18 protein-coding genes, 1 tRNA gene and 2 pseudogenes are annotated in these 23,201 nt (G+C 71.4%); 9 read left to right on the forward strand and 12 right to left on the reverse strand.

Annotated features, from left to right (window positions below; genetic code table 11):
- The first annotated feature begins 98 nt into the window (after window positions 1–98).
- Complete coding sequence (locus tag BIV23_RS03720) at window positions 99–842, forward strand: TetR/AcrR family transcriptional regulator (RefSeq protein WP_071379282.1); 744 nt, start codon at window positions 99–101, stop codon at window positions 840–842.
- A 96-nt stretch (window positions 843–938) separates the two neighbouring features.
- On the forward strand, window positions 939–2,051 hold the full coding sequence (locus BIV23_RS03725; protein WP_071379283.1) for an ADP-ribosylglycohydrolase family protein: 1,113 nt from the start codon (window positions 939–941) through the stop codon (window positions 2,049–2,051).
- 101 nt (window positions 2,052–2,152) lie between these two features.
- On the opposite strand, the gene BIV23_RS03730 is transcribed toward BIV23_RS03725, so the two are convergent.
- On the reverse strand, window positions 2,153–3,724 hold the full coding sequence (locus BIV23_RS03730; protein WP_071379284.1) for a sodium:solute symporter family protein: 1,572 nt from the start codon (window positions 3,722–3,724) through the stop codon (window positions 2,153–2,155).
- A gap of 104 nt (window positions 3,725–3,828) precedes the next feature.
- Complete coding sequence (locus BIV23_RS03735) at window positions 3,829–4,617, reverse strand: SDR family oxidoreductase (RefSeq protein ID WP_071379285.1); 789 nt, start codon at window positions 4,615–4,617, stop codon at window positions 3,829–3,831.
- Window positions 4,618–4,691: 74 nt separating this feature from the next.
- Between BIV23_RS03735 and BIV23_RS03740 the strand changes: the two genes are divergently transcribed.
- A complete protein-coding gene (locus BIV23_RS03740; RefSeq protein ID WP_071379286.1) occupies window positions 4,692–5,537 on the forward strand; it encodes a hypothetical protein in 846 nt (281 codons plus the stop codon).
- Between the two features lie 3 nt (window positions 5,538–5,540).
- Here the strand turns inward: BIV23_RS03740 and BIV23_RS03745 are convergent, their stop codons facing one another.
- Together BIV23_RS03745 and BIV23_RS03750 are read right to left on the reverse strand one after the other, a co-directional pair.
- Entirely contained in the window at window positions 5,541–7,436 is a 1,896-nt protein-coding gene (locus BIV23_RS03745) for an MFS transporter (protein ID WP_177239696.1), read from the reverse strand.
- A gap of 231 nt (window positions 7,437–7,667) precedes the next feature.
- A complete protein-coding gene (locus tag BIV23_RS03750; RefSeq protein WP_245790346.1) occupies window positions 7,668–10,103 on the reverse strand; it encodes a D-alanyl-D-alanine carboxypeptidase in 2,436 nt (811 codons plus the stop codon).
- Between the two features lie 174 nt (window positions 10,104–10,277).
- Here BIV23_RS03750 and BIV23_RS03755 point away from each other — a divergent pair, with 174 nt between their 5' ends.
- The 3 genes from BIV23_RS03755 to BIV23_RS03765 all read left to right on the forward strand — a co-directional run bounded on the left by BIV23_RS03755 (window position 10,278) and on the right by BIV23_RS03765 (window position 12,521).
- A complete protein-coding gene (locus tag BIV23_RS03755) occupies window positions 10,278–11,033 on the forward strand; it encodes a GOLPH3/VPS74 family protein (protein WP_071379288.1) in 756 nt (251 codons plus the stop codon).
- A gap of 247 nt (window positions 11,034–11,280) precedes the next feature.
- Complete coding sequence (locus tag BIV23_RS03760) at window positions 11,281–12,138, forward strand: helix-turn-helix domain-containing protein (protein WP_071379289.1); 858 nt, start codon at window positions 11,281–11,283, stop codon at window positions 12,136–12,138.
- A gap of 191 nt (window positions 12,139–12,329) precedes the next feature.
- A complete protein-coding gene (locus BIV23_RS03765) occupies window positions 12,330–12,521 on the forward strand; it encodes a DUF397 domain-containing protein (protein WP_071379290.1) in 192 nt (63 codons plus the stop codon).
- 149 nt (window positions 12,522–12,670) lie between these two features.
- Here BIV23_RS03765 and BIV23_RS03770 read toward each other — a convergent pair whose 3' ends face one another.
- The 3 genes from BIV23_RS03770 to BIV23_RS53115 form a co-directional block, all read right to left on the reverse strand.
- Window positions 12,671–13,543: a MerR family transcriptional regulator gene (locus BIV23_RS03770; protein ID WP_071379291.1), complete on the reverse strand. Its 873-nt coding sequence runs from the start codon at window positions 13,541–13,543 to the stop codon at window positions 12,671–12,673.
- 61 nt (window positions 13,544–13,604) lie between these two features.
- Complete coding sequence (locus BIV23_RS03775; RefSeq protein ID WP_071379292.1) at window positions 13,605–14,105, reverse strand: glutathione peroxidase; 501 nt, start codon at window positions 14,103–14,105, stop codon at window positions 13,605–13,607.
- Window positions 14,106–14,114: 9 nt separating this feature from the next.
- Window positions 14,115–15,113, reverse strand: coding sequence for an ArsR/SmtB family transcription factor (locus tag BIV23_RS53115; RefSeq protein ID WP_071379293.1), 999 nt, complete (start codon window positions 15,111–15,113; stop codon window positions 14,115–14,117).
- Between the two features lie 77 nt (window positions 15,114–15,190).
- On the opposite strand from BIV23_RS53115, the gene BIV23_RS03785 reads away from it, so the two are divergent.
- Complete coding sequence (locus BIV23_RS03785) at window positions 15,191–16,459, forward strand: MFS transporter (protein ID WP_245790347.1); 1,269 nt, start codon at window positions 15,191–15,193, stop codon at window positions 16,457–16,459.
- Window positions 16,460–16,706: 247 nt separating this feature from the next.
- Here BIV23_RS03785 and BIV23_RS03790 read toward each other — a convergent pair.
- Both BIV23_RS03790 and cynR read right to left on the reverse strand, forming a co-directional pair.
- A pseudogene (locus BIV23_RS03790) lies at window positions 16,707–17,231 on the reverse strand (SPFH domain-containing protein); the annotation flags it as partial.
- A 134-nt stretch (window positions 17,232–17,365) separates the two neighbouring features.
- On the reverse strand, window positions 17,366–18,274 hold the full coding sequence (gene cynR, locus BIV23_RS03795; protein ID WP_071379455.1) for a transcriptional regulator CynR: 909 nt from the start codon (window positions 18,272–18,274) through the stop codon (window positions 17,366–17,368).
- A 137-nt stretch (window positions 18,275–18,411) separates the two neighbouring features.
- Between cynR and BIV23_RS03800 the strand changes: the two genes are divergently transcribed.
- The gene (locus tag BIV23_RS03800; protein ID WP_071379294.1) at window positions 18,412–18,999 is read left to right on the forward strand and encodes a carbonic anhydrase; all 588 of its coding nucleotides are present in this window, start codon (window positions 18,412–18,414) and stop codon (window positions 18,997–18,999) included.
- Between the two features lie 45 nt (window positions 19,000–19,044).
- Window positions 19,045–19,515 carry a cyanase gene (cynS, locus tag BIV23_RS03805; protein WP_071379295.1) on the forward strand — a complete coding sequence of 157 codons (471 nt, stop codon included), beginning with the start codon at window positions 19,045–19,047 and terminating at the stop codon, window positions 19,513–19,515.
- A 296-nt stretch (window positions 19,516–19,811) separates the two neighbouring features.
- On the opposite strand, the gene BIV23_RS03810 is transcribed toward cynS, so the two are convergent.
- From BIV23_RS03810 to BIV23_RS03820, 3 genes and pseudogenes are all read right to left on the reverse strand, one after another.
- On the reverse strand, window positions 19,812–21,032 hold the full coding sequence (locus BIV23_RS03810; RefSeq protein ID WP_071379296.1) for a serine hydrolase domain-containing protein: 1,221 nt from the start codon (window positions 21,030–21,032) through the stop codon (window positions 19,812–19,814).
- Window positions 21,033–21,294: 262 nt separating this feature from the next.
- Window positions 21,295–21,879: pseudogene (locus BIV23_RS53840) on the reverse strand (helix-turn-helix domain-containing protein); the annotation flags it as partial.
- A gap of 120 nt (window positions 21,880–21,999) precedes the next feature.
- Window positions 22,000–22,075: transfer RNA gene (locus BIV23_RS03820), tRNA-Arg, on the reverse strand.
- Window positions 22,076–23,201: the final 1,126 nt, after the last annotated feature.

Raw genomic sequence — 23,201 nt, forward strand, 5'->3', positions numbered from 1 at the left:
TAAACTGTTTATGTCGTCAGCTGTTTGGATGTGCTTACGGTATATACAGTTGTCTGTGGCGTCAACGGGATGACGAGCGAAGTGATGGGGAGTGGGGCATGGCAGGGCGCAGTGATAGGGAGCAGGACCGGCCGCGCGATCCGGCGGCGGGCCTCGCGCTGCTGTGGGGCGAGCAGGGGCGGCCCACGCGCGGGCCCAAGCCCAGGCTGTCGCCGCAGCGCATCGCCGCCGCAGCCGCCGAACTCGCCGACGCGGAGGGGCTGGACGCCGTCTCCATGAGCAGGGTGGCGGGCGGTTTCGGGGTCTCGGCGATGGCCCTGTACCGGTACGTCCCCGGCAAGACCGAACTCGTCGCGCTGATGGTCGAGTCCGTGCTGGCCGAGGCCCCGGACCTGTCCCGGGTGCCGGAGGGGGACTGGCGGGCGGCCGTACGCGAGTGGACCCGCTGCTGCGCGCGCGTCTACGCCGACCATCCCTGGCTGCTCGGGGCCACCGCCATGCGGCGGCAGCTGATGGGCCCCTGCCAGCTGTCCTGGCTGGACGCGGCGCTCGCCGCCCTGGAGCCCACCGGTCTCGGCGCCGCCCAGCGCCACCAGGTCTTCCTGCTGCTGATCGGGCTCGTCCGCAACCTCGCCCAGCAGCTCGGTGACCACGACGAGGAGGGCAGCGAGGAGTGGGACCGGCTGAGCGCTGAGCTGCTCGCCCGGCACGCCGACCGCTTCCCCGCGCTCGCCCGGGCCGTCGCCGAGGGCGCCTTCGAGCCGGACGGCACCGACGCGCTCGCATTCGGGCTCGACCGCATTCTTGACGGGGTCGAAGCGCTCATGACTGGGCGGGAATGAACCTTCGGTGCCGATTTGCCCCACTGAACGGGCCGTTCCAGGTCGATTACAGTGCTGAGCGTCGTACGGACGGACGGTGCCGTGAGGAGGTCTTCAGTGGGTACGACGTCCGGCGCCGTCTGGGGACGCGCCGAGCAGCAGGACTTCCGGAGCAGGGTGCGCGGCACGCTGCTCGGGGCCGCCGTGGGCGACGCGCTGGGCGGGCCCGCCGATCCGCTGTCCCTGGAGGAGATCCGGGCCGCCTACGGCCCCGAGGGACTGCTCGACCTCGCCTTCGGGCAGGGTCGGCGCGGCTCCGTCACGCACCACACCCAGCTCACCCTCTTCACGGTCGACGGGCTGATACGCGCCCAGGTGCGCCGGGACACCGGCGCCTGGCATCCGCCGACCGACCTGCACCGGGCGTATCTGCGCTGGGCGGCGACCCAGCGGGACTGGGGGCCCGACGAGCGCCGCAAGGACGACGGCTGGCTGGCCCGCGAGGAGTGGCTGTACGCCCGCCGCGAGCCGAGCCGGGGCCTGCTCACCGGGTTCGGCGACGAGACCATGGGGACGCTGGAGAAGCCCAAGAACCCGGGGGAGTCGGGGCCGGAGGCGGTCGCCCGCTCGGCGCCGTTCGGGCTGCTGGTCGGCTGGGAGCCGCAGCTCGTCGCCCAGCTCGCCGTGGAGTGCGCGGCGCAGAGCCACGGGCATCCGATCGCCTACCTGTCGGCGGGCGCGTACGCCGTGATCGTGCACGCGCTGGCCCGCGGCGAGAGCCTGGACGGTGCCGTGCAGCGCGCCCTCGGCCTGCTCTCCGCGCGCCCCGGCCACCAGCCCGTCTCCGACGCCCTCCAGCACGCGCTGGGCGCGGTGCGCCAGGGCATCCCGAGCCCGACGCGGGTGGAGGAGCTGGCCGGGGACGGGACGGCGGACGGGCTGCTGGCCGCGTCCGTGTACTGCGCGCTGGTGGGGGAGGACGTGCGGCACGGGCTGTGCCTGGCGGTGAACCAGAGCGGCCCGTCGGCCGCCGCGGGCGCCCTCACCGGCGGCCTCCTGGGCGCCCTGCACGGCGAGACGGCGCTGCCGCCGGGCTGGCTGGCGGAGCTGGAGGGCCGCCCCACGATCCTGGAGCTCGCCGACGACTTCGCCATGGAGATGACCCAGGGCCCCGCACTGCACGGGCCCGCGGGATCCTCCCCCGGCTGGCTGGCGCGCTATCCGCGGTAGGCCGTGACGCGCCCCCCGCGTCTGGGGTGTGGGGTCTCGCCCGGGTGGTCGGCGCGCTGCCCGCGGGGCTGAGGGGCGGCGCGCCGCCGACGGACCGTCCCCTACGACGGCTGGGTGGAGGCTCCCAGGGTGTCGTCGCCCGCCCCGGACGGCACCGGCACGGCGGCCGCCGCGTCCCCGTCCGAGTTGACCTGCTCGATGATCGCCAGCCGCTCGGGGGTGTCCTCCGGCTTCAGGTAGCCGATGACGACGTAGAGGACGAGCGAGACGGCCAGCGGGACGGACACCTGGTACTGGAGCGGGACCCCACCCGGGATCTGCCAGTTGACGGGGTAGTTGACCAGCCAGAAGGCCAGCAGGCCGGCCGCCCAGCTGACGAGGGCCGCCGTGGGACCGGAGCGGCGCAGCGGCCGGAGCAGGCCCAGCATCATCGGGATCGCGATCGGACCCATCAGGCCGGCCACCCACTTGATGACGACCGTGATGATGTCCTTGAACGTGGGGGAGTCGACCTGGGTCGCCACCGCCATCGACAGGCCGAGGAAGACCACCGTCGTCACGCGGGCCGCGACCAGCCCCGAGCGCTCGCTCCACGCCCGGGCCTGCCGTGACAGCACCGGCGCGACGTCCCGGGTGAAGACGGCGGCGATCGCGTTGGCGTCGGAGGAGCACATCGCCATGGTGTGGGAGAAGAAGCCGACGACGACCAGGCCCAACAGGCCGTGCGGGAGCAGCTGTTCGGTCATCAGGCCGTAGGAGTCGGAGCCGTCCGGCTTCTGCGCGTGCACCAGGAGCGGGGACATCCACATGGGGAAGAACAGGACGACCGGCCAGACCAGCCACAGGACCGCCGACAGCCGGGCCCCGCGCTCGGCCTCGCGCGGGCTGCCCGTCGCCATGTAGCGCTGGGCCTGGTTGAGCATGCCGCCGTTGTACTCGAAGAGTTTGATGAAGAGGAAGGCCAGCAGGAAGACGGTGCCGTAGGGGCCGACGAGCGGCTTGCCGTGGCCGCCCAGGGCGGGTTGGTTCCACGCGTCGAAGAAGCCGATGTGGCGGTCGTGCAGCTTCAGCACGACCGCCACGAACATCGAGGCACCGGCCAGCAACTGGATGACGAACTGGCCGAGTTCGGTCAGCGCGTCCGCCCACAGGCCGCCGATCGTGCAGTACACGGCCGTGATCGCGCCGGTGATGAGGATGCCCTGGTTCAGGGTGATGCCCGTGAACACCGACAACAGGGTGGAGATGGCGGCCCACTTGGCGGCCACGTCCACGATCTTCAGCAGCATGCCGGACCAGACGAGCGCCTGCTGCGTGGAGAGGTTGTAGCGGTTCTTCAGGTACTCCAGCGGGGATGCCACCTGGAGCCGGGAGCGCAGCCGGTTGACGCGGGGCGCGAACAGCTTCGACCCGATGGCGATGCCCAGCGCGATGGGGAAGGACCAGGTGACGAAGGAGGTGACGCCGTAGGTGTAGGCGATCCCCGCGTACCCGGTGAACATCACCGCGCTGTAGCCCGACATGTGGTGGGAGATGCCGGACAGCCACCAGGGCATCTTGCCGCCGGCCGTGAAGAAGTCGGAGACGTTGTCCACGCGCTTGTGCGACCAGACGCCGATCGCGACCATCACGCCGAAGTAGCCGATGAGCACGGCCCAGTCGAGACTGTTCATGTGCTCGATCGTGAGTGCGGCCGCATGAACGCGACAAGCAAGCGTCAGGTCAAGTCGCCGTAAAATCGTTCGACTTGATGATTTCTGTTCACTGATATGAACAGCTACCGCATCAACTCCCCGGCATTCACCAGCAATGACTGTCCCGTGATCGCCCGTGCCCGGTCCGAGGCGAGGAACACCGTCGCGTCCGCCACGTCCCCGTCCGTCGCCAGCTCCGGCAACGCCATCCGCTCCGTCAGCCGCCCCAGCACCTCGGCCTCCGGCACGCCGTCCGCCTGTGCCGTGAAACGGACGTACGCCTGTACCGGCGGGCCCCACATCCAGCCGGGCAGCACGGTGTTGACCCGGATCCGCTGCGGTCCCAGCTCCCGCGCCAGGGAGTACATCGCGCTCGTCAGCGCCCCCTTCGACGCCGCGTACGCCGCCTGCCTCACCTGTGAGGGCGCGGCGACCGCCGACTGCGTCCCGATGAAGACGACCGAGCCGCCCCCGCCCTCCCGCAGCGCAGGCAGACAGGCCCGGGTCATCCGCAGCGTGCCCAGCAGGTTCACGTCGATGACCGACTGCCAGGTCGCGAAGTCCGCGTCCTCGACCCCGCCGAAGTACGAGTCCCAGGCCGCCACGTGCACCACCGCGTCGATCCCGCCGAACCGCTCCCGCGCCAGCGTGGCCAGCGCCTCGCACTGCCCCTCGTCGGTGATGTCCGTCGCCCGGTACGCCGTGTGCGCGCCGGCCGGATCGATCTCCGCCGCGCTCTTGGCCAGGTTCGGCCCGGTGCGGGCGCCCAGGACGGCGTTCCCCCCGTCCCGTACGACGGCCGCGGCGACCTGGTGGCCGAGTCCGGCGCCGACTCCCGATACGACCACTGTCTTGCCTGCGAGCAGGGACATCGGTGCCTCCCGCGGTCTGGCGCTTCATCTGACGGGGCGTCAGGATATGGGCCACGGCAGGAAAGGGGAACCGCATGAGCGAGGAGAGCGACACCCGCAGCGAGGTGTACGGAGAACTGGCCGCCCTGGGCCCCTACGGCGTGCGCCCCGGCCACGCCCTGATCACCATGGTCGAGCCGCACCCCGGGCACGAGTACGCCTACAACCGCTGGTACGAGGACGACCACTACTACGCCGGCGCCATGGCCATGCCCTGGATGTACGCGGGCCGGCGCTGGGTGGCGACCAGGGACCTGCAACTGCTCCGCTCCCCCGAGAAGTCGGCGATCGCCCAGCCCGTCACCGCCGGCTGCTACCTCTCCACGTACTGGATCACCGCCGGCCGCTACGACGACCACATGAGGTGGACCGTCGCCATCAACAAGCGCCTCAACCGCGACGCCCGCGTCCACCACGCCCGCACCCACGTCTTCACGGCCTTCCAGGACCACGAGACCACGGTCTACCGCGACGGCGCCGCCGGTCCGCGCGACTTCCACGCCCTCGACCACCCGTACGCCGGCCTGGTCCTGGAGGTGATCGACGCGCACGAGCCCGAGCAGCGCCCGCGGCTCCTCGACTGGCTGCGCATCCGGAACCTCCCCCGCCGCCTGGCCGGCTCCCCCGCCGCCCTGGTCACGGTCTTCCGGCCCACCCCGCTGCCCGGCGACCGCATGACCTACGTCAAACAGGTCGAGGGCACCGGCACCCGGCTGACCCTGCTGTGGTTCCTGGAGCAGGACCCGCGGGAGTGCTGGCAGGAGCACTTCACGGGACGGGAGAAGGACATCTCCGACTCGGGTCTGGGCCGCCTGGAACTGCTGGCCCCCTTCATCCCGACGGTGCCGGGCACCGACCGGTACGTCGACCGGCTGCGCTGAACCTCACCGCGGCCTCAGCTCATCCGGACAGGGAGTGCCGCGAGGCAGCTGGTACGGCGCCGCCAGCCGGTAGGTTCCCGCCCGCGGCGCCAGCAGCATCGTCCACTTGTCGCCGTTCGCGTCCTGCGGCGTCTCCGCCAGACACCCGTTGAGGTTGTCGTACGACTTCGGCGTGCCGTCGGCCCGGTGCTTGGAGGCGTCCGTCTCCTGCGGCGGCTTCACGCTCTTGCCGTGCTCGTCGACGATGCTCAGCCACGGCGAGTACGGGATGCGGATCAGGATCCGCCCGGCCTTGCGCACCCGCAGCGTCATCTCGCCCTGCTCGGCCCGGTCCACCACCGCGTTCGGCTCGGCGAGCGGCGTCGGGTCGGTCACCTGGAACAGCTGCCAGTTGGCATCGCCCCAGACCTGCTTCAGATACGGCATCCCGCGCTGCAGCAGCGCCCGCTCCCGCACACCGCCGTCCCCGTCCGGGTTGTCCTTCGGCAGCACCACGAAGTGCACGGCCCACCGCTGGAGCCACTCGTGGTAGTTCGCCGAGTTGAGCGTGTCGTCGTAGAAGAGCGGATTGCGCTCCATGTCGGCCTGCCGGTTCCAGCCGCGCGCCAGGTTGACGTACGGCGCGAGCGCGGAGGCCTCCCGGTGCGAGCGCGCCGGGACCACCTCGACCCGCCCCTTCTCGGCGCCGGCCTTCTGGAGCTGGTTCACCAGCGGCGCCAGCTCGCGCGCCCACGACGCGGCCGGGGTGGTGTGGATGATGTCGTCGACCGACTTGTAGCCGACCCAGCCGACGAAGCCCAGGAACGCCAGCACGGTCAGATACCACTGGCGCGACTTCGGCACCGTGAACGGCAGCGCCGCGATCAGCGCCGCACCCGCGAACAGCATCGGCAGCCGCGCGATGTTCGACCCGATCTGCGAGCTGATCAGCCACACCAGCACCACGCTGAGGCTGTAGACGGCGGCCGTCAGCCGCACGGTGATCCACTGCTTCGGCACCAGGAACAGGCACAGCAGGCCGTACAGCAGCGGCATGACCACCGACCCGAACGTCATCGGCTGGGTGCCGGAGAACGGGAAGAGGAAGTAGGAGGCGGCGACCACCGCTGCCGGGGCGAGCCCCAGCGACCAGGTGCCCGGCCGCCGCTTCTGCAGGAACAGCGCGACCGCCACGAACCCCACGAACAGTCCCGAGACCGGCGAGGCCATGGTCGACAGCGCGGCCAGCGTCGCGGCCACCGCCGCCTTCGACCGGCGTCTGTGCCGCCACCGGTGCGGCCAGCAGAACACCGCCGCGACCGCGCCGAGCCCGAACATCGTGCCGAGACCGAAGGTCACCCGGCCCGAGACCGCGTTGGCCAGCAGCGCGAAGACCCCGGCGAGCGAGGCCCACAGCGGGTTGCGCACCGCCCGGCTGCGGATCAGGACCATGGTCAGCAGGCCCGCCGAGACCGTCCCGGCGATCATCATCGTCGTACGCACGCCGAGGACGGCCATCAGATACGGCGAGACGACGCTGTACGACACCGGGTGCATGCCGCCGTACCAGGCGAGGTTGTACGCCGAGTCCGGGTGCCGGCCGACGAACTCCGCCCAGGCGTCCTGCGCCGCGAGATCGCCACCGCTGTTCGCGAACGTGAAGAACCAGATGATGTGCAGGACCCCCGCGAGCGCGGTGACCGACAGCACGGGATGCCGGAGCATCCGCTGCCGCAGGGGCTCGGCGGCGACGAGGAGACGCGCGAGCCTGCCCGGCCGTACGTCGTCGCCACGACCGTCCGCGTCGGCCGTGGACAGGTCCGCGTCAGCTGCGGGCACGCGTATTCGCGGGCCGGACCCCGGGGGGTTTCCCGGGCCCGGATCGGCGTCGTCGGCGCGTGTCGGCTCCGCTGTGGCCACCTGAAGGCACTCCCCGTGTCCCGTCTTCTGTTCTCGGCCGCGTCCCTCGGAGGTTCCCCGTGGGTCCCGAGGTGTTCTCGGCCGCTTCTCGTCCTGTTGGCCGCCCCGTCCCGTGACCGACGACCTGCCCCGATTCGTGACGCTAGCACGCACCCCGCCGCCGGGCTCCCGGGTGGGGCTCCGACGACGGGGTGCGGGGGCGGTGCGGGGCGGCGCGGCCGCCCGGGCGGGTCAGCTCACGCGCATGAGCTTCGCGCCGAAACCGGGCTCGGCGAGATCCTTCTGGAGGGCCACCGGAACCTTCACCGCTCCGGCCGAGCCGTCACCCACGGTCAGCGTGCCCACCGTGGTGCCGGCCTTCGCGGTGTGCGGAACGGTGTCGGAGGCGAAGGACAGCTTCACCTTCAGCCCGGACCAGCCGACCGCGGTGACGTCCTCGGTGACCACGATCGGTGTCTGCCCGCCGAGCTGGTCGTCCACGTAGCCGACCACGTCACCCTTCTTCAGGATCTTCGCGCCGGTCAGCGCCTGCTGGGCGCCGGTCAGCGCGGTCTGGCTGACCTGGTTGACCGTGTCGAGGATCGACGGCTTGTGCTGGCCGAGGATCGCGCCGACGATCGTGACCGTCTGGCCGCCGACCGACTTGCGGGAGGCGAAGAGCAGGTTGCCGCCGGCCGCGGTGGTGCTGCCGGTCTTGATGCCGATCGCGCCCATGCGGTAGGGCAGCGCGTTCCAGTTGGGCCAGTTCTTGCCGGAGGGGTCCGTCCAGCTGGCCGCGCTGGTGATGGCCACCAGGGCGGGGATCTTCACGACCGCGCGGCCGATCTTCACCTGGTCCTCGGCCGTGGAGACCGTGGTCTCCTTCAGACCCGAGGGGTCGGTGTACGTCGTGTGCGTCATCCCCAGCTCCTTGGCGGTCGCGTTCATCTTCGTGACGAACGCCGCCTCCGAGCCCGCGTCCCAGCGCGCCAGCAGCCGGGCGATGTTGTTCGCGGAGGGGATCATGACGGCCGACAGGGCCTGCTTCTCGGTGAGGTAGTCACCGGCCTTGATCGTGTTGAGGGTGGACTCGCCGCTCTTGTCGTAGCCGCCCTCCTTCTCGGCCGTCGAGTCGACCTTTATCCTCGGGCCCTCCTCGCCGGGCTTCAGCGGGTGGTCGCGCAGGATGATGTACGAGGTCATCGTCTTGGCCACCGAGCCGATCGCGACCGGCGTCTGCGTGCCGAAGTGGCCCATCGTGCCGATGCCGTCGCCGTCCATCCAGCCCTGGCCCTCGCTCGGCCAGGGCAGGCTCACCGCGCCGCCGTCGAAGGTGTAGCTGTCCTTCGCGGTCAGCGCGAGCGTGGGGGACGGCAGCGGGCGCAGCGCCTGTACGACGACGAAGACGATCGCCAGCAGCGCGACGAGCGGGGTCCAGATCTTGACCCGGCGCACGAGCGTGCGGACCGGGGTCTCCGGGGGCGGCGGCGTGTTCGTCAGCTCCGCCAGCAGGTCCAGCGGGGGCTTGGGCGGCAGGGGCTGCTGCGTCGTCCGCTCCGGGCCGACCTGCGGGACCGGGGTGGTGACATCGGCCTTGGCCTCCGGCTTCGGCTCCCGCAGATCCGGCTTGAGCGCGACGAACTTGCTGGTGCGCTCGGGGTCGGACGCGGGGTCCTGCGGAGACTCGGGGGCCTTGGGGGACTTGGCGGCGCCGCCCAGCTTGAGCATGGTCGTCGGCTGGTCGACCTGCGGCTTGCGCACGGTCTTGAAAACAGCGGTCGGCTGGTCGACGGCCTTCGCCTGCGGCGCGTCGGCGCGACCGTCGGCCGCCTCGGCCTCGTCGTCCTTTGCGGACGCCTTCGACGGGGCGTCCTCGCCGTCGTCGGCACCCGGTCCGCCGCCGTCCTCAGGCTTCTCGGGGGCGCCGTCGGCCTCAGTGGCCTCGGCGGCCTCGGTCTTCTCGGCCTCCGCGCCCGCCTCGGCCTTCTCGGCCTCCGCGCCCGCCTCGATCTTCTCGGCCTCCGCGCCCGCCTCGGTCTTCTCGGCCGCCTCGCGAGCCTCGGGAGCCTCGGCATCGACCTCGGCGTCCTCGACCTCGGCGTCCTCGGCCTCCGCGTCGGCCTCGGCGTCGGCCGTCACGGCGTCCTCGGCCTTCGACTCCGCCTCGGTGTCGGCCTTCTCGGTATCCCCGTCCTCGTCCTCGATGCTGTCCTTCGCATCTGCAAGCGCTTCTGTGTCGGTCTCGGCGGCCGTGTCGGCCTCGGTCTCCGGGGCGGTGTCCGCGGTGTCCTCCGGCTCCGTGCTCTTCGCGCTCTTCGGGTCAGCGGACTTCGTGTCCCCGTCGGCTCCGCGCACCCAGGCGGACACCGCGTCGCGCAGGGCGGCGTCCGCCTCGGAGGCGGTCGTCGACTCGGTCTCGGCGCGCTCACCGGAGTCGGCCGGGTCGGCGGCGTCGGTCGTATCGGCCGCGTCGGCATCGGACTCGGCGGTGTCCCGCACCGTCAGGATCTTCGTCGCCGTGTCCACGCCGCCGCCCGAGGAATCCTTTTCCCGGGAGACCGCGAGGCGCGGATCGGGGGTCTCGGGAACCGAGCCCCCATTCCCCGGCGTCGGTTCCGCCGACGACTCGCGCTGCTTCGACCTGTCGGGGGACTCGCCCGCCACCGATGCCTCCTCCGTGCGGCGCACGGCTCTGTCCGCGCGCCCTGTCCGAACCATGTACCAGTGTCCTGTGTGAGGGCTTGGCCACTGCGGTAGACGAGAACGACATACCTACCGGTTCCCTCACGAACCGGTCACGCGCCCTCGACAGACCAATGTGAGAGGGGTCACCCTGTCATTCATCCACGCGGGGAGGCATGGATGGGCAGGAGCCGCAGAACAATTCCGGAGGAGCTTCTGCTGCTCGCATTGGACCCGGCCACGGGTACCACTGCGCAGCCGCAGTCGCTCGACCTCGGTCTGGCCGGAGCACAGCTAGTGGAGCTGGCGCTGGCCGGACGGATAGCCCCAGACGGGGATCGTATCGCCGTGGTAGCCCCACGGCCGACTGGAGATCCAACACTGGACTCCGCGTTGGAGTTGCTGCGCAGGCGCGGCGCTCCCGTGCGTGCCGTCCACTGGATCGGCGGGCCCCGGCTGGGGCTCCGGCAGACGTATCTCTCGCATCTGGAGCGGTGCGGCATGGTCGCCGCCGTGCCGGGTCAGATGTGCGGGGTGCTGCCGACGACGCGCTACCAGGCGACGGACACCGCCATCAGCCGGGAGATCAGGGCCCGGCTGGATTCCGCGATCCGCACCGGCGTACCGCCGGACCCGCGGACCGCGGCACTCGCCGCGCTGGCGCACGCCGTCGGGCTCGGAAAGCACCTGTATCCGGGGAACGAGGGCCGCTCGTCCCGCTCCCGGCTGCGGGACCTGATCCGGCACGATCCGATGGGCGGGCTCGTCGCGCACGCCGTGATGGACGTCCAGAACGGTGCGGCCGCACAGCCGCGCCGCGCTCCCGCCGCCGCCGGGCGGCAGGGCGCGGTCGGCGCCAGGACCGCGCCGGAACCCGCACGCGGGGTTCCGATGCAGCCGCACCGCGGGTCCATGGCACGCGCCGTGGCCCACTAGGCCGTAACGCCGGTCCCCCCAGACCCGGTTCGGGAGCCGCTGGTCGGAGCGGGACGGTGAGACCCTCGATTCGAGAGGCGTCTCGCCGTCCCGCTCGACTGCATGTGTGGCGGGAGGTGGCGAACTGACGTGCACGCGCCGCATATCCCTCGTTTCCCAGCGGTAGAAAGCACCTTGGTGGCAGTCTGCTCAACAGCAGATACGGAAAGTGTTAAGCAACAGGCAGGCAGCCGGAGGTGCACGTCCCGTGGCGTCCAATGTCAATCCCACCGTCAGGCGGCGCCGGCTCGGCCAGGAGCTGCGCAGGCTCCGCGAGCTCAAGGGCATGACGGCCGAGGAGGTTGCGGAGCGGCTGCTCGTTTCGCAGTCGAAGATCAGTCGGCTGGAGAACGGCCGCAGAAGCATCAGCCAGCGCGACGTGCGTGACCTGTGCGGGGTGTACGAGGTCGAGGACCAGCGGATCGTCGACTCGCTGATGGAGATGGCCAGGGACTCGCGCCAGCAGGGCTGGTGGCACACGTTCGGGGACATCCCGTACAGCGTGTACATCGGACTGGAGACCGACGCCGAGTCGCTGCGGGTGTACGAACCCCAGCTGGTGACCGGTCTGTTGCAGACCCACGCCTATGCCGAGGCGCTCGTCCAGGGTGCCCTGCCGGAGACGTCGCCGGCCGACATCGAGAAGCGTGTGCAGGTGCGCCTGCGCCGACAGGAACGTATCACCGCCGAGGGCACCCCGCTCCGGCTGTGGGTGGTGCTCGACGAGGCGGCGCTGCGCCGGGTCGTCGGCAGCAGGCTGGTGATGCGCGAACAGCTCGACCACCTCATCGAGATGTCGCAGCTGCCGCATGTCACCGTGCAGGTCCTGCCGTTCGAGGTGGGCGCGCATCCGGGGCTCAACGGGCAGTACGCGATCCTGGAGTTCACCGACGCGGCCGACTCCAGCGTGGTCTACCTGGAGGGCGTCACCAGCGACCTGTACCTGGAGAAGGCCCAGGACGTGCAGAAGTACGCCGTGATGTACGAGCACTTGCGGGCGCAGTCCCTCAATGTGGAGCAATCCCGGCAGTTCATTGCGAAGGTGGCCAAGGAGTACGCGGACTGAGCCGGTGTCACGAAAGGCGCGAGATCTTACACCGCCGGTCCACTCCATTGGAAGGCCCACCTGGAATATGCCATCCGGTCGAGTGAACGACTACTCCAGCAGTGGCAGTTGCCCGGTAGCGTCGATCACGCCAATCAGCCAAGAAGGTTGGCGTGAACCGCACCATCGCAACTCGCACAACAGGAGTGGACATGGCACTGATTCAGGGCGCTTCGGAGACGTGGATGAAGTCCTCCTACTCGGCGGGCAACGGCGCCTGCGTGGAGGTCAGGTCGGCCACCGCCGCCGAGCTGTCCGTCCGTGACTCCAAGGACGTCGCGGGGCCGGTCCTGGCCTTCCCCGCCGACGCCTGGAACGCCTTCGTGGCCACGGTCAAGGCCTAGGGGGCTCTCCCTGACCTTCGGCGTCGCTGACGAGGACCGCAACGTCCGTAGAGCCCACCGACGACACAACCGCACAGCACCACCTCCCACAGAGCCCTCTCGACCGGTCGCCGTCCTTGCCGAGAGGGCTCGGTGCTGTCCGGCGACTCCTATCGGGTCACTGGAAAGGCCACGTCACACACCGGGTCCTCCGGCCCGGCCGTGTCCCAGTCGGCGAAGTAGACCTCTCGGCACGGCCCGGCCATCTCCAGCCCCTGCCCCGCCATCCACTGCTCCACCGCCTCGAAGGCGGCCAGGATCTGCGGATGCGCGACCTGCGCCTTGGTGATCCGCGTGAAGGCCAGCCGCGCGGCCGGCTCCACCCGCACCCGCGTCCGCCGGGCCCACCCGGCGGACTCGGCCCACACCCGCGCCGCCGCCTCGTCGGCCACCGGCACGCAGGACTCGGCCGGCCCGTCGCTCTCCATCGACACCTCGGCGTGGTAGACCACGAACGGCGCCCCGGTCACGCCCCCGCACTCCCGCGCGGCGCCCACCAGCCGCTCCAGCGACCCGCCGATCCACGTCGGCAGCTCGTCCGCGAGCGTGTGCCGCGACTCGGTGATCACCAGCTGTGCCGGTACGTCGACGGTCTCGACCACGAACTTCCCGTACATCTCGGAGCTCCTCCCCGACAGTCGTCCACGGAGGTACTCGGCGAGGGTCCGCTGCCCGGCCACCCGCGTCTCCACGCCCGCCCACCAGCCGGCCAGCCGCTCGGCGGCCTGGGCGCCGCTCTCCGCCCCGACCACCTCGGCGATCCGCGCGAGCGGCATGTCCAGCTGCCGCAGCAGGGCCACCAGACGGGCGCGTTCGACCTGGTCGGCGCGGTAGCGGCGGTAGCCGCTGACCTCGTCGACATGCGCCGGGGTCAGCAGGCCGAGCCGGTCGTACAGCCGCAGGGCCTTGGCCGACAGCCGGGCCCGTGCGGCGAACGCGCCGATCGTGAGCAGTTCGTCGTCCACGAGAGCATCCTCCGTCACCGGGCGCGGTCCGCCCGGTGACAGGGACGCTCGGCCTTGCCCCAGGGGCAAGGTCAACCGGTCAGCCCAGCTGGGCCTCGATGGCCGTCACGACCTCGGCGGACTCCGGCTCGGTCTGCGGCGAGAAGCGCGCCACGACCTGGCCGTCCCGGCCGATCAGGAACTTCTCGAAGTTCCAGCGGATGTCCCCGCTGTGCCCCTCGGCGTCCGCGAAGCCGACCAGCCGCTCGTACAGCGGGTGCCGGCCCTCGCCGTTCACCTCCACTTTCTCGGTGAGCGGGAAGGTCACGCCGTACGTCGCCGAGCAGAACTCCGCGATCTCCTCGGCGCTGCCGGGCTCCTGCCCGAGGAACTGGTTGCAGGGCACACCGAGGACGGTGAAGCCCTGCGCGCCGTACCGCTCCTGGAGCTTCTCCAGGCCCGTGTACTGCGGCGTCAGGCCGCACTTGGAGGCCACGTTCACGATGAGCACGGCCTGGCCGGCGTACCGGGTCAGCTCGGCGGGCCCGCCGGTGAGCGCGCCGATCTCGACATTCAGGGGGGTGTGGTCAGCAGTCGTCATGCCCGAAGGCTAGCCCTGCCCCCCGGGGTCTTCGTCGGGGCCCGTGCCCGCGGCCTCCACCAGGACGTCGCCCGCCGGTGTCCGCCCGTACAGGACCGAGCGGCCCGCCCGCCACCGCTCCGCCAGGCCGGCCTCCCGGAGCACCTTCAGATGGCGGCCCACCGAGCCCAGCCCCTGGCCGGTCAGCGCGGTCAGCTGGGTGGTGCTCACGGGGGAGCCGAGGAGGACCAGGACGGCGGCCCGGGCCGGGCCGAGCAGTGCGCCGAGGCCCGCCGGGACGGTGCGGGCGCCGGTGTCGGCGAGAACGCCCGCGCAGGGGTAGACCGCCGCGTACCGCACCCCGTCGTCCCAGGCCACCCACCCCGCCCGCTGCACGGTCACCGGCACGAAGAGCAGTTCGGCGCCGGAGATCTCGCGCGGCGGGTACTCGTGCAGATTGATCTGGAGCCGGTTCTCGCCCAGCCAGCGCGTCCGCCCGGGCCGCAGCGCGTCCAGGACACTCGCCCAGCCGCCCCGGCTCACCTGCGCCGTCCGCGCGACCACGTCCGCCTCCAGCACCCGCCGGCGCCGCTCCCAGTACGGCCGTACGGTCTCCTCCCACACCCACTCCAGCAGCACGGCCGCCCGCTCGGGCAGATCGTCCCGCTCCAGCCCGGCCGGGAGCGGACCGGCGAGGGCGGTGCGCAGATGGGCGCGGGCCACGGCGGGCGGCGTCGAGCGGACCCGGGCGACCTCCTCCGCGAAGGCCTCCCCGCCGCGCGGGGCGGGCGTCAGGAAGTCCGCTATCCACTCCCGCCCGAGCCCGGCCCGTACCAGCGGCTCCGTCACCGGGTCCGCCGCCAACAGCGCACGGTAGCCGGGCAGATGACGGCCCAGCCACGTCCGCTCGCCGGGATGCGCCACGTCACCGACGTGCAGCAGCCGCAGCGACGCGAAGGTCTCGGCGAGCCGTGAGATCACGAACCGGCTCCCGGCCAGCGTGTCCGCGTTGAGCTGCCACCACCCCACAACACACCCCCGGTACGACCTTTCGCGTGGTGGCGAAACAATAACGGCCCTGCCGCAGCGCCCCGACACTCCGGAGCATGCCCTCCTACCGCGACCTCTTCCGCACCCCGGAGTTCACCCCCCTCTTCCTCGGCACGGCCGCGCAGACCGCCGCGCAGACGGTCGGCGGGCTCGCCCTCGCCACGCTCGTGTACCGGGCGACGGGCTCCCCGCTGCTGTCCGCGGTGAGCGTGTTCGGCCCGTCGCTCGCCCAGGTGCTGGGCGCGACGGTCCTGCTGTCCGGCGCCGACCGCCTTCCGCCGCGTACGGCGCTGTCGGCGATCGCGCTGGCCTTCGCGGCCGGTACGGCGTTCCAGGCGCTGCCCGGTCTGCCGATCGGCGTGGTCTTCGCCGTCGTCCTCGTCCTGGGCCTTGTGGCCTCGCTCGGCGGCGGGGTCCGCTGGGGCCTGCTGAACGAGATCCTGGCCAAGGAGGGCTATCTGCCCGGGCGTTCGCTGTTCAACATGATGAGCGGACTCATGCAGATCGCCGGGTTCGCCACCGGCGGCGTCCTGCTGACCGCGCTCTCCCCGAGGGTCTGTCTCCTGCTGTCGGCCGCCCTGTACCTGACGGCGGCGCTGGTGCTGCGCCTCGCCCTGACCGCCCGCCCGCCCCGCACCACGGGCCGCCCCTCCGCGTGGGCGACCTGGCGCGCCAACGCCCTGCTGTGGTCGTCCCGTTCGCGCCGCCTGACCTATCTGGGCCTGTGGCTGCCCAACGGCTTGGTGGTCGGCTGCGAGTCGCTCTACGTGTCGTACGCCCCGCACGCGGCCGGCACCCTGTTCGCCTGCGGGGCGCTCGGCATGTTCGCCGGGGACGTGACGGTGGGCCGGCTGCTGCCGCCCACGGTGCGCCGCCGCCTCGCCGCCCCGCTGCTGCTCCTGCTGGCGGCGCCGTACCTGCTGTTCGCCGCGCACCCGCCGCTGCCGGTGGCGATGGTGTGCGTGACGCTCGCGTCGGCCGGCTTCGGCGCGAGCCTCGTCCAGCAGGAACGGCTGATGGAGCTGACGCCTGACGAACTCGCCGGTCAGGCCCTGGGGTTGCACTCCGCGGGCATGCTGACCATGCAGGGCGTGAGCGCGACGCTGGCCGGCACGGTGGCCCAGGTCACCTCGCCCGCCGCGGGGATGACGACGATGGCGGCGGGCTCGGTCCTGGTCACACTGGCGCTGGTTACGGCCGGCCGCCGCTCTCCGGGGCCTGAGCCGGCGCTGAAGCAGGAGCCGGGGCCTGCTGCGGCGGCTGGGACGGCTGGGACGGCTGGGACGGCTGGGGCGACCGGGACGGCTGGGGTGCGTCGGGGTTGAGGTCCGCGTCGATCTTCTGCACGGCCCGGTCGAAGTAGCGCAGCAGCTCGACGGGGAACGGCATGACGAGCGTGGAGTTCTTCTCGGCGGCCACCTCGACGACGGTCTGGAGGAGACGCAGCTGCATGGCCTCGGGCGTGTCCGACATGATCCGGGACGCGTTGGCGAGCTGCTGCGCGGCCTGGAACTCGCCGTCGGCGGTGATGACCCGGGCCCGCCGCTCCCGCTCGGCCTCGGCCTGCCGCGACATGGACCGCTTCAGCGACTCGGGCAGCTGGACGTCCTTGATCTCGACGCGGTCGATGTGGATGCCCCACCCGGCGGCCGGGCTGTCGATCATCAGCGCCAGCCCTTCGTGCAACCGCTCCCGGTCGCTGAGCAGGTCGTCCAGATCGCTCTTGCCGATGATGGACCGCAGGGAGGACTGGGCGACCTGCCCGACGGCGAAGACGTAGTCCTGCACCTCGATGGCCGCCCGCACCGGGTCGGTCACCCGGAAGTAGACGACGGCGTCGACCTTCACCGACACGTTGTCCTTGGTGATGCCCTCCTGGGTGGGCACGGGCATGGTCACGATCTGCACGTTCACCTTGCGCATCCGGTCGGCGAACGGGATCAGGAAGGTGACACCGGGCTGCCGGTGGTTCGGCAGTGCCTTCCCCCACCGGAACACCACCCCGCGCTCCACCTGGTTGACGACCCGCATCCCGCTCTTCAGCACGAGCAACAGCAGCAATGCCACCACGACGACCGCCACCACGGTGCCCTCCATGGCACTCCCTTCCTCGCGACCGGCACGAGCGCCGGTACGGACACCGGAAAGGACACCACCCGCGCCCGGCCGGATGCGACCCCCGCGTCAGGACTCCGTCAAAACGCGTCATGGGTACGGGCCGTGACATCGGGTCAGCGAGGCGGGGCGTAGCCGCGGGTCCGGACGAGGTCGTGGGTGAGCTCGGCGAAGGCGCGGGCGGCGGCGCTGCGGTAGGCGCCTTCGCGGTGCAGGAGGGTGACGGTGCGCGGGGGCAGCGGCGGGTCGAGGGCGACGGGGGTGAGGTGGGGGTGGTCGTGGGTGACGGCGTCGGGCAGTACGGTCGCCACCGGGGTGCGCCGCACGATCTCGGTGAGGGCCTGCACGGAGTTGGCCTCGACCGCGATGCGCGGGGCGGCCCGCGCTTGCGCGAAGTAGGCGTCGATGTGGGCGCGGGTGGCGAAGTCACCGCTGAGCAGCGCGAGTTGCACGTCCCTCAGGTCCTGTACCGGCAGGGGCTCCGGCAGCGTCCGCAGGTGGTGGGTGCCGGTGACGAGGCCGAGGGTCTCGGTGAACAGCGGCGTCGGGGTGACGCCGGGCAGGTGGGTGCCGCTGAAGGCGATGCCGAGGTCGAGGTCGTCGGCGAGCAGGGCGGCTTCGACACGGTCCTGGGTCGTCTCGGTCAGGGCCAGGCTGACGCCGGGGTGGCGGGCGTGGAGCGCGGCGGTGAGCGGGCCGACGAGGTAGGCGGTGAAGGTGGGGGTGACGCCCAGGCGCAGATGGCCGCGGGAGAGGTCCTGGACGTCGTGGACGGCGCGTTCGGCGGCGGCCAGGTCGCGCAGCGCGCGGCGGGCGTGGTCGGTGTAGACGGCGCCGGCGTCGGTGAGCCGTACCGCGCGGCCGGTGCGGTCCAGCAGCTGCACGCCCAGGGTCCGCTCCAGCTGCTTGACCTGCTGGGAGAGCGTGGGCTGGGAGATGTGCAGCTCCTCCGCGGCGCGGGTGAAGCTGCCGTGCTCGGCGACGGCGAGCAGATAGCGCAGGTGACGCAGTTCCAGGACGGCCATGGGCACCACTGTAGCCATGGCCATAGATACGGCCACTGACTCCTATGGCCAACAGCTCTTGGACTCTATAGATGCAGGTCGTGCATGGTGGATCTCGCCAGCCCGCAGGGGCCGGTCACCACCGAAGGGAGTGACCCATGCAGGACCTCGCCGAGGGCGTCGCCCGTTTCCAGCGGGACGTCTTCCCGGCCAAGGCGGAGCTCTTCGCCCGTCTGGCCACGCATCACACACCCCACACGCTGTTCATCGGCTGCTCCGACGCCCGCGTCGTCCCCGAGCTGATCACCGGGTGCGAGCCCGGTGAGCTGTTCGTCATCCGCACCGCCGGCAACCTGGTCCCTCCGCACACCCCCGGTGCCGACGGAGTGGCGGCCAGCATCGAGTACGCCGTCGGCGCACTCGGCGTCACCGACATCGTCGTCTGCGGCCACTCGGCGTGCGGCGCGATGACCGCCCTGGCCGAGGAGCACGACCTCAGCGACGCCCCGGCGGTCGCCACCTGGCTGCGGCACGCCGACGCCTCCCGGGCCCGCACCGCCGCCCCCGGAGACGTGCCGTCCCTGGTACGGCAGAACGTGCTCGCGCAACTGGCGAACCTGGCCACCCACCCGTCGGTCGCCCGCGCCCTGGCGGAGCGGAGGGCCACCCTGCACGGCTGGGTGTACGACATCGGCACCGGCCGCGTGACGCCCCTGCCCACCGAGGCCCCGGCCCCGGCTGCCTGACCCCTTTGCCCGACCCCCCACCGCGAAGACAAGGAAGTACTGATCATGACGCACGCCCAGTTCGACCCCGCCGCCCGTCAGGCCCTGGCCAACGCCGCCGTGGACGCCAAGACCCGCAAGAACCTCTCCTGGCGGCAGATCGCCGACGCCGCCGGCCTGTCCGTCGCGTTCACCACCGCCGCGGTGCTCGGCCAGCACGCCCTGCCGGAGGAGTCCGCCCGGGCCGTCGCCGGGCTGCTGGGCCTGGACGAGGACGCGGTGATGCTGCTCCGGACCATCCCGACCCGCGGCTCGATCCCCGGCGGCATCCCCACCGACCCGACCATCTACCGCTTCTACGAGATGCTCCAGGTCTACGGCACCACCCTCAAGGCCCTGGTCCACGAGGAGTTCGGGGACGGCATCATCTCCGCGATCAACTTCAAGCTGGACGTGCGCAAGGTCGCCGACCCCGAGGGTGGCGAGCGCGCCGTCATCACGCTGGACGGCAAGTACCTGCCGACCAAGCCGTTCTGACCCCGAGAACCGTCGCTCCTTCACCCGCGTCACCGAGCCCGCGGCCTCCGCGACGTCCGCCCGCATCACGCCCGCCCCGACCGTGGGCGACCGCCCGCGTTGATGTCTGCTGTTCTCCCTGATCAGCGCCCTGCGGCGGCGCACCTCATCCGGCTCGTGACGCCCTGTGCCGCCCCGTCCGCTCACGCATCGCGCACGCACGAAGTCCGTCTCCTGGAGGGCAAAGGTGCGGCTGGCGGCCAGGTCAGGCCACTCAGGCGGGCCATGTCGCGGGCGGCTGGGTGTGCAGGGCGAAGTCAGTTGTGCGAGGTGGTGGGATTCAGGACTGCCGCAAGCAGGCGGTTGGACAGGGGGGTGGGAGCGCCGAAGTCGAGGCTCAGGTTGGAGACCGAGTAGACCGCGCGGACGGACAGATCACGGGTGGCGAACATGCCGTTGGCGTAGCCGTCGTCGTGGCCCGTCTTTCCCCAGAGCACGGCACCGTTCGGCAGCGGTGTGGACATCAGGCCGGCGCCGAAGCAGGCCACCTTGTTGCAGGAGGTGCCACCGACGAACGGGACGAGCTTGCCCTCGTTGTCCTTGGGCAGGGTGAACAGTTCGTTCTGCTGCGCGGTGGGCAGCAGACGGCCTCGGAACAGCGCGGTCATGAAGTGGTCCAGGTCGGCCGGGGTGGAGATCATGTTGGACGGGTCGCCGCCCTGCTCGCTGACGTCCTCCGCCTCGCCCTGGCTGTCGGTCATGTAGCCGTGCAGGTAGGGCCGGGGCATCGTGGGGTTGTCCTCGGGCACCGAGGTCTGTTCGAGGTGCAGTGGCTCCAGGATGCGGCCGGTGACCTCCTCCTTGAAGGAGTTGCCGGTGATCTGCTCGATGAGCTTGCCCGCGATCCGGAAGCCGAGGGAGTTGTACTCCTGCTTGGTACCGGGGGCGAAGTGCGGGCCGGGCCACGGGCGGTCGGCGGGGCGCAAGGTGTCCTGGATGATCTCGTCGAAGGTCCGGTAGGTGTATCGGTTGGCGATCGTGTCGTCGGCGCTGTCGGCGGGCTTGCCCTCGTCCACGTTCGGGAGGCCGCTGGTGTAGTTGATCAGCTCGCGGACGGTGATCGGCTGGAAGGTGTCAGGCAGCAGGCCGGGCATGTAGTGCTGGACGGTCTGGTCGAGGTCGATCCGGCCTTCTGCCGCGAGTTGGAGGATGACGGTGGTCTCGAAGACCTTGGAGATGCTGCCGGCGTGGAAGTGTGCGTTCGCCGGGATTCTCCGGCCGGTCTGGCTGTCGATGGTGGAGCCCTTCCACAGCTGGCCCGGCTCGGCCACCCGGGCGATCGCGCCGGAGGCGTTGTCGGAGGGCCGCGTCTGGATGGCGGCCTCCAGCGCGGACGGGTTCAGCGCAGGAAAGGCCGTCGCGGCGCTGGAGCTTGTGCCGTCGGCGGCGAAGGCCGATGCGCCCGATCCAGCGGTGACACCGACGAGGGCGGAGCAGGCCAGGCCGAGGGCGGCGGCACGACGGGTGAGCGGCTTCATGTGGGGGCACTCCGTGAGATCACTTGGCTGAGCGGTCCTCAGCGACGTGATCAATCCTGTTCGGCCGCCGACTCGCCGGGTATCGGGATCAACCCCGAACTGCCCCTGATCCACCCCCGACGTCACCTCGGGCATCGACCCCGACGCCGCCTCGGCCAACGGCCGCAGTGCCCAGGCTGCCGTGGCCTCGGTCGCCGCCGTGCGACGGCGTGTAGGGGGCATTTTCAACAGGAAAGACCTCTCATGGCCACCAAGACCGTCAAGGGGTGATGCCGCGCCTGCCCCAGGTGAGGCCCTTGGACAAACGGCCGGTCACACCCGTTTCGTCCGCGAAGCAGATGAAAGCGCCGATCGCTGCCCAGAAGGTTCTACCTCCCACCAGGTCACCTGCCGCCATGCGGTGATTGCGTCCTCATCGCGTTCAACTGCCGGCCGGGCATCTGCACGCTGTAGCCCATGCGGTCCAGCAGCCGGGTGACGCCGGAGACGCTGTATGAGCGGTGGAACGTCCGGCCGATCAGCGCGCGCACCCAGGGGGCTGTCCATACCTGGTCGTCCGCCCAGCCGTGCGAGATCGGCCCCTCGTCCAGCCAGCCGGCGAGTTTGGACTGCAGGTGCGGGCCGAGCCACAGTCGTAGCCAGATGGGCCCCTGGAGCGCAGCACCTTACAGCCGCCGGCCTTCCAGCAGCGACGCCAGTGGTAGACCGACTTCTCGCTCACCCGTAACTGCCATGCGACGCGTGGGGCTTCCACGCCCTCCTGGAAGAGGTCGGCGGCCCACATCCGTACATCTTCCCCGCGCTTGCGCTGCTGGGCGATCACCCCGCCCCCATCTGCATACCGCATGTCTCCGGCGCACCAGCCCGCGCTCACGCACCGCTCACGCAAACGGCCCCGGACGAGACGTCCGAGGCCGAGCAGGACCCCTCCCTGGGGGATAAACCCCCAGGTCAGAGCGGTAATGCATGGTGCCCCCGGCAGGATTCGAACCTGCGACACCCGCTTTAGGAGAGCGGTGCTCTATCCCCTGAGCTACGAAGGCGGGGATCTGTCGATAGACGTGTCTAAAACGAGATCGCGTACGTGAGCCCGTTCTTGGCATGTTTTGGACAGGTGGTGATGGACCGGTGAGGGTCTGCTCGCCGTCGCCAGTGTAGCGGGTGGTGCGCTCGGCGCACCGGGGATGTGGCTTGCCGGGGTGCTGCGGGTGGCCGGTCTGGTGAGCTGCTGGGGTCGTCAGGAGAGGATGGCCCCCCGTTCGCCCTGCTGACCCGTAGCGTCAACAGGTCCCGCACCGGCCCTCGACCTCCGGTGCGACGCCGCCCTCTTCGAGCGGGTGGGCGTCGAGCGGTTCGCCTCGTGGCACGTCCGTGCCCTGGACACCGCGGGGGACGATCCCGATGGGGTACTCGCCGCCTCGGTAGCACCCGTGCCCGAGCACCCGGACCTGCCCGGCATCACCCAGCGCACGGTCCGTGTCGGCGGTTGCCGTATCCGCATCGCCGAGGCCGGTCAGGGACCGTTGGTCGTGCTCCGGCCTGTCGCCCCTGCCCACCCTGTGTCGCTTCGGAGCGGGCCACTACATGCTCTGCTTCAAGGAATCCGGCCTCGCCGAGATCGCGGCACACCCTGCGCGCGGGCCTTGGCGAGGGTCGACGGCACGGGGACGCGGTGTCGGCGAGGACCGTCGCCCGGGCCGCCTGGTCGGGGGGCCCGAGGGCGGCGGCCCCGGCTCGGGCGGGGTGCCGTGGGCGGGTCCGCATCCATTGCCGCAGTTGTATGTGCTGGGCCGTTCGGCGACGGGCCCGAGGTGCGCGGCCGCATGGTGTTCGCCGAGAGCCTGGAGGCACGCCTGCGCGAACTGGGCATCCCGAAGCAGTGGGCGCCCCCCGTGCTGCTCGGACACCACCGGGGTCGCACGGCCGGCGTGGTGGTGCGCGTGCCATGCGGCGCAGCGAGGCAGGGCGCGAGGGCCGGCACGCCCTCCGCGCCGTGCCGGGTCGGCCGCTGGCGTGTCCGGGGCCAGTGGCCTGGCGCGCAGCGCTGTACCCGCGGTACGCGCCGGCAGCGTCACCCCGAAGGAGATCGCCAGGTACCCGAAGCCGGTCAGGGTGTCGAAGTGGTGACCGGCCTTTTCGAACACGGTGCCGGACAACTACCGGTGCCAT

Origin of the sequence: Streptomyces monashensis, assembly GCF_001866665.1 — a bacterium.
Lineage (GTDB): Bacteria > Actinomycetota > Actinomycetes > Streptomycetales > Streptomycetaceae > Streptomyces > Streptomyces monashensis.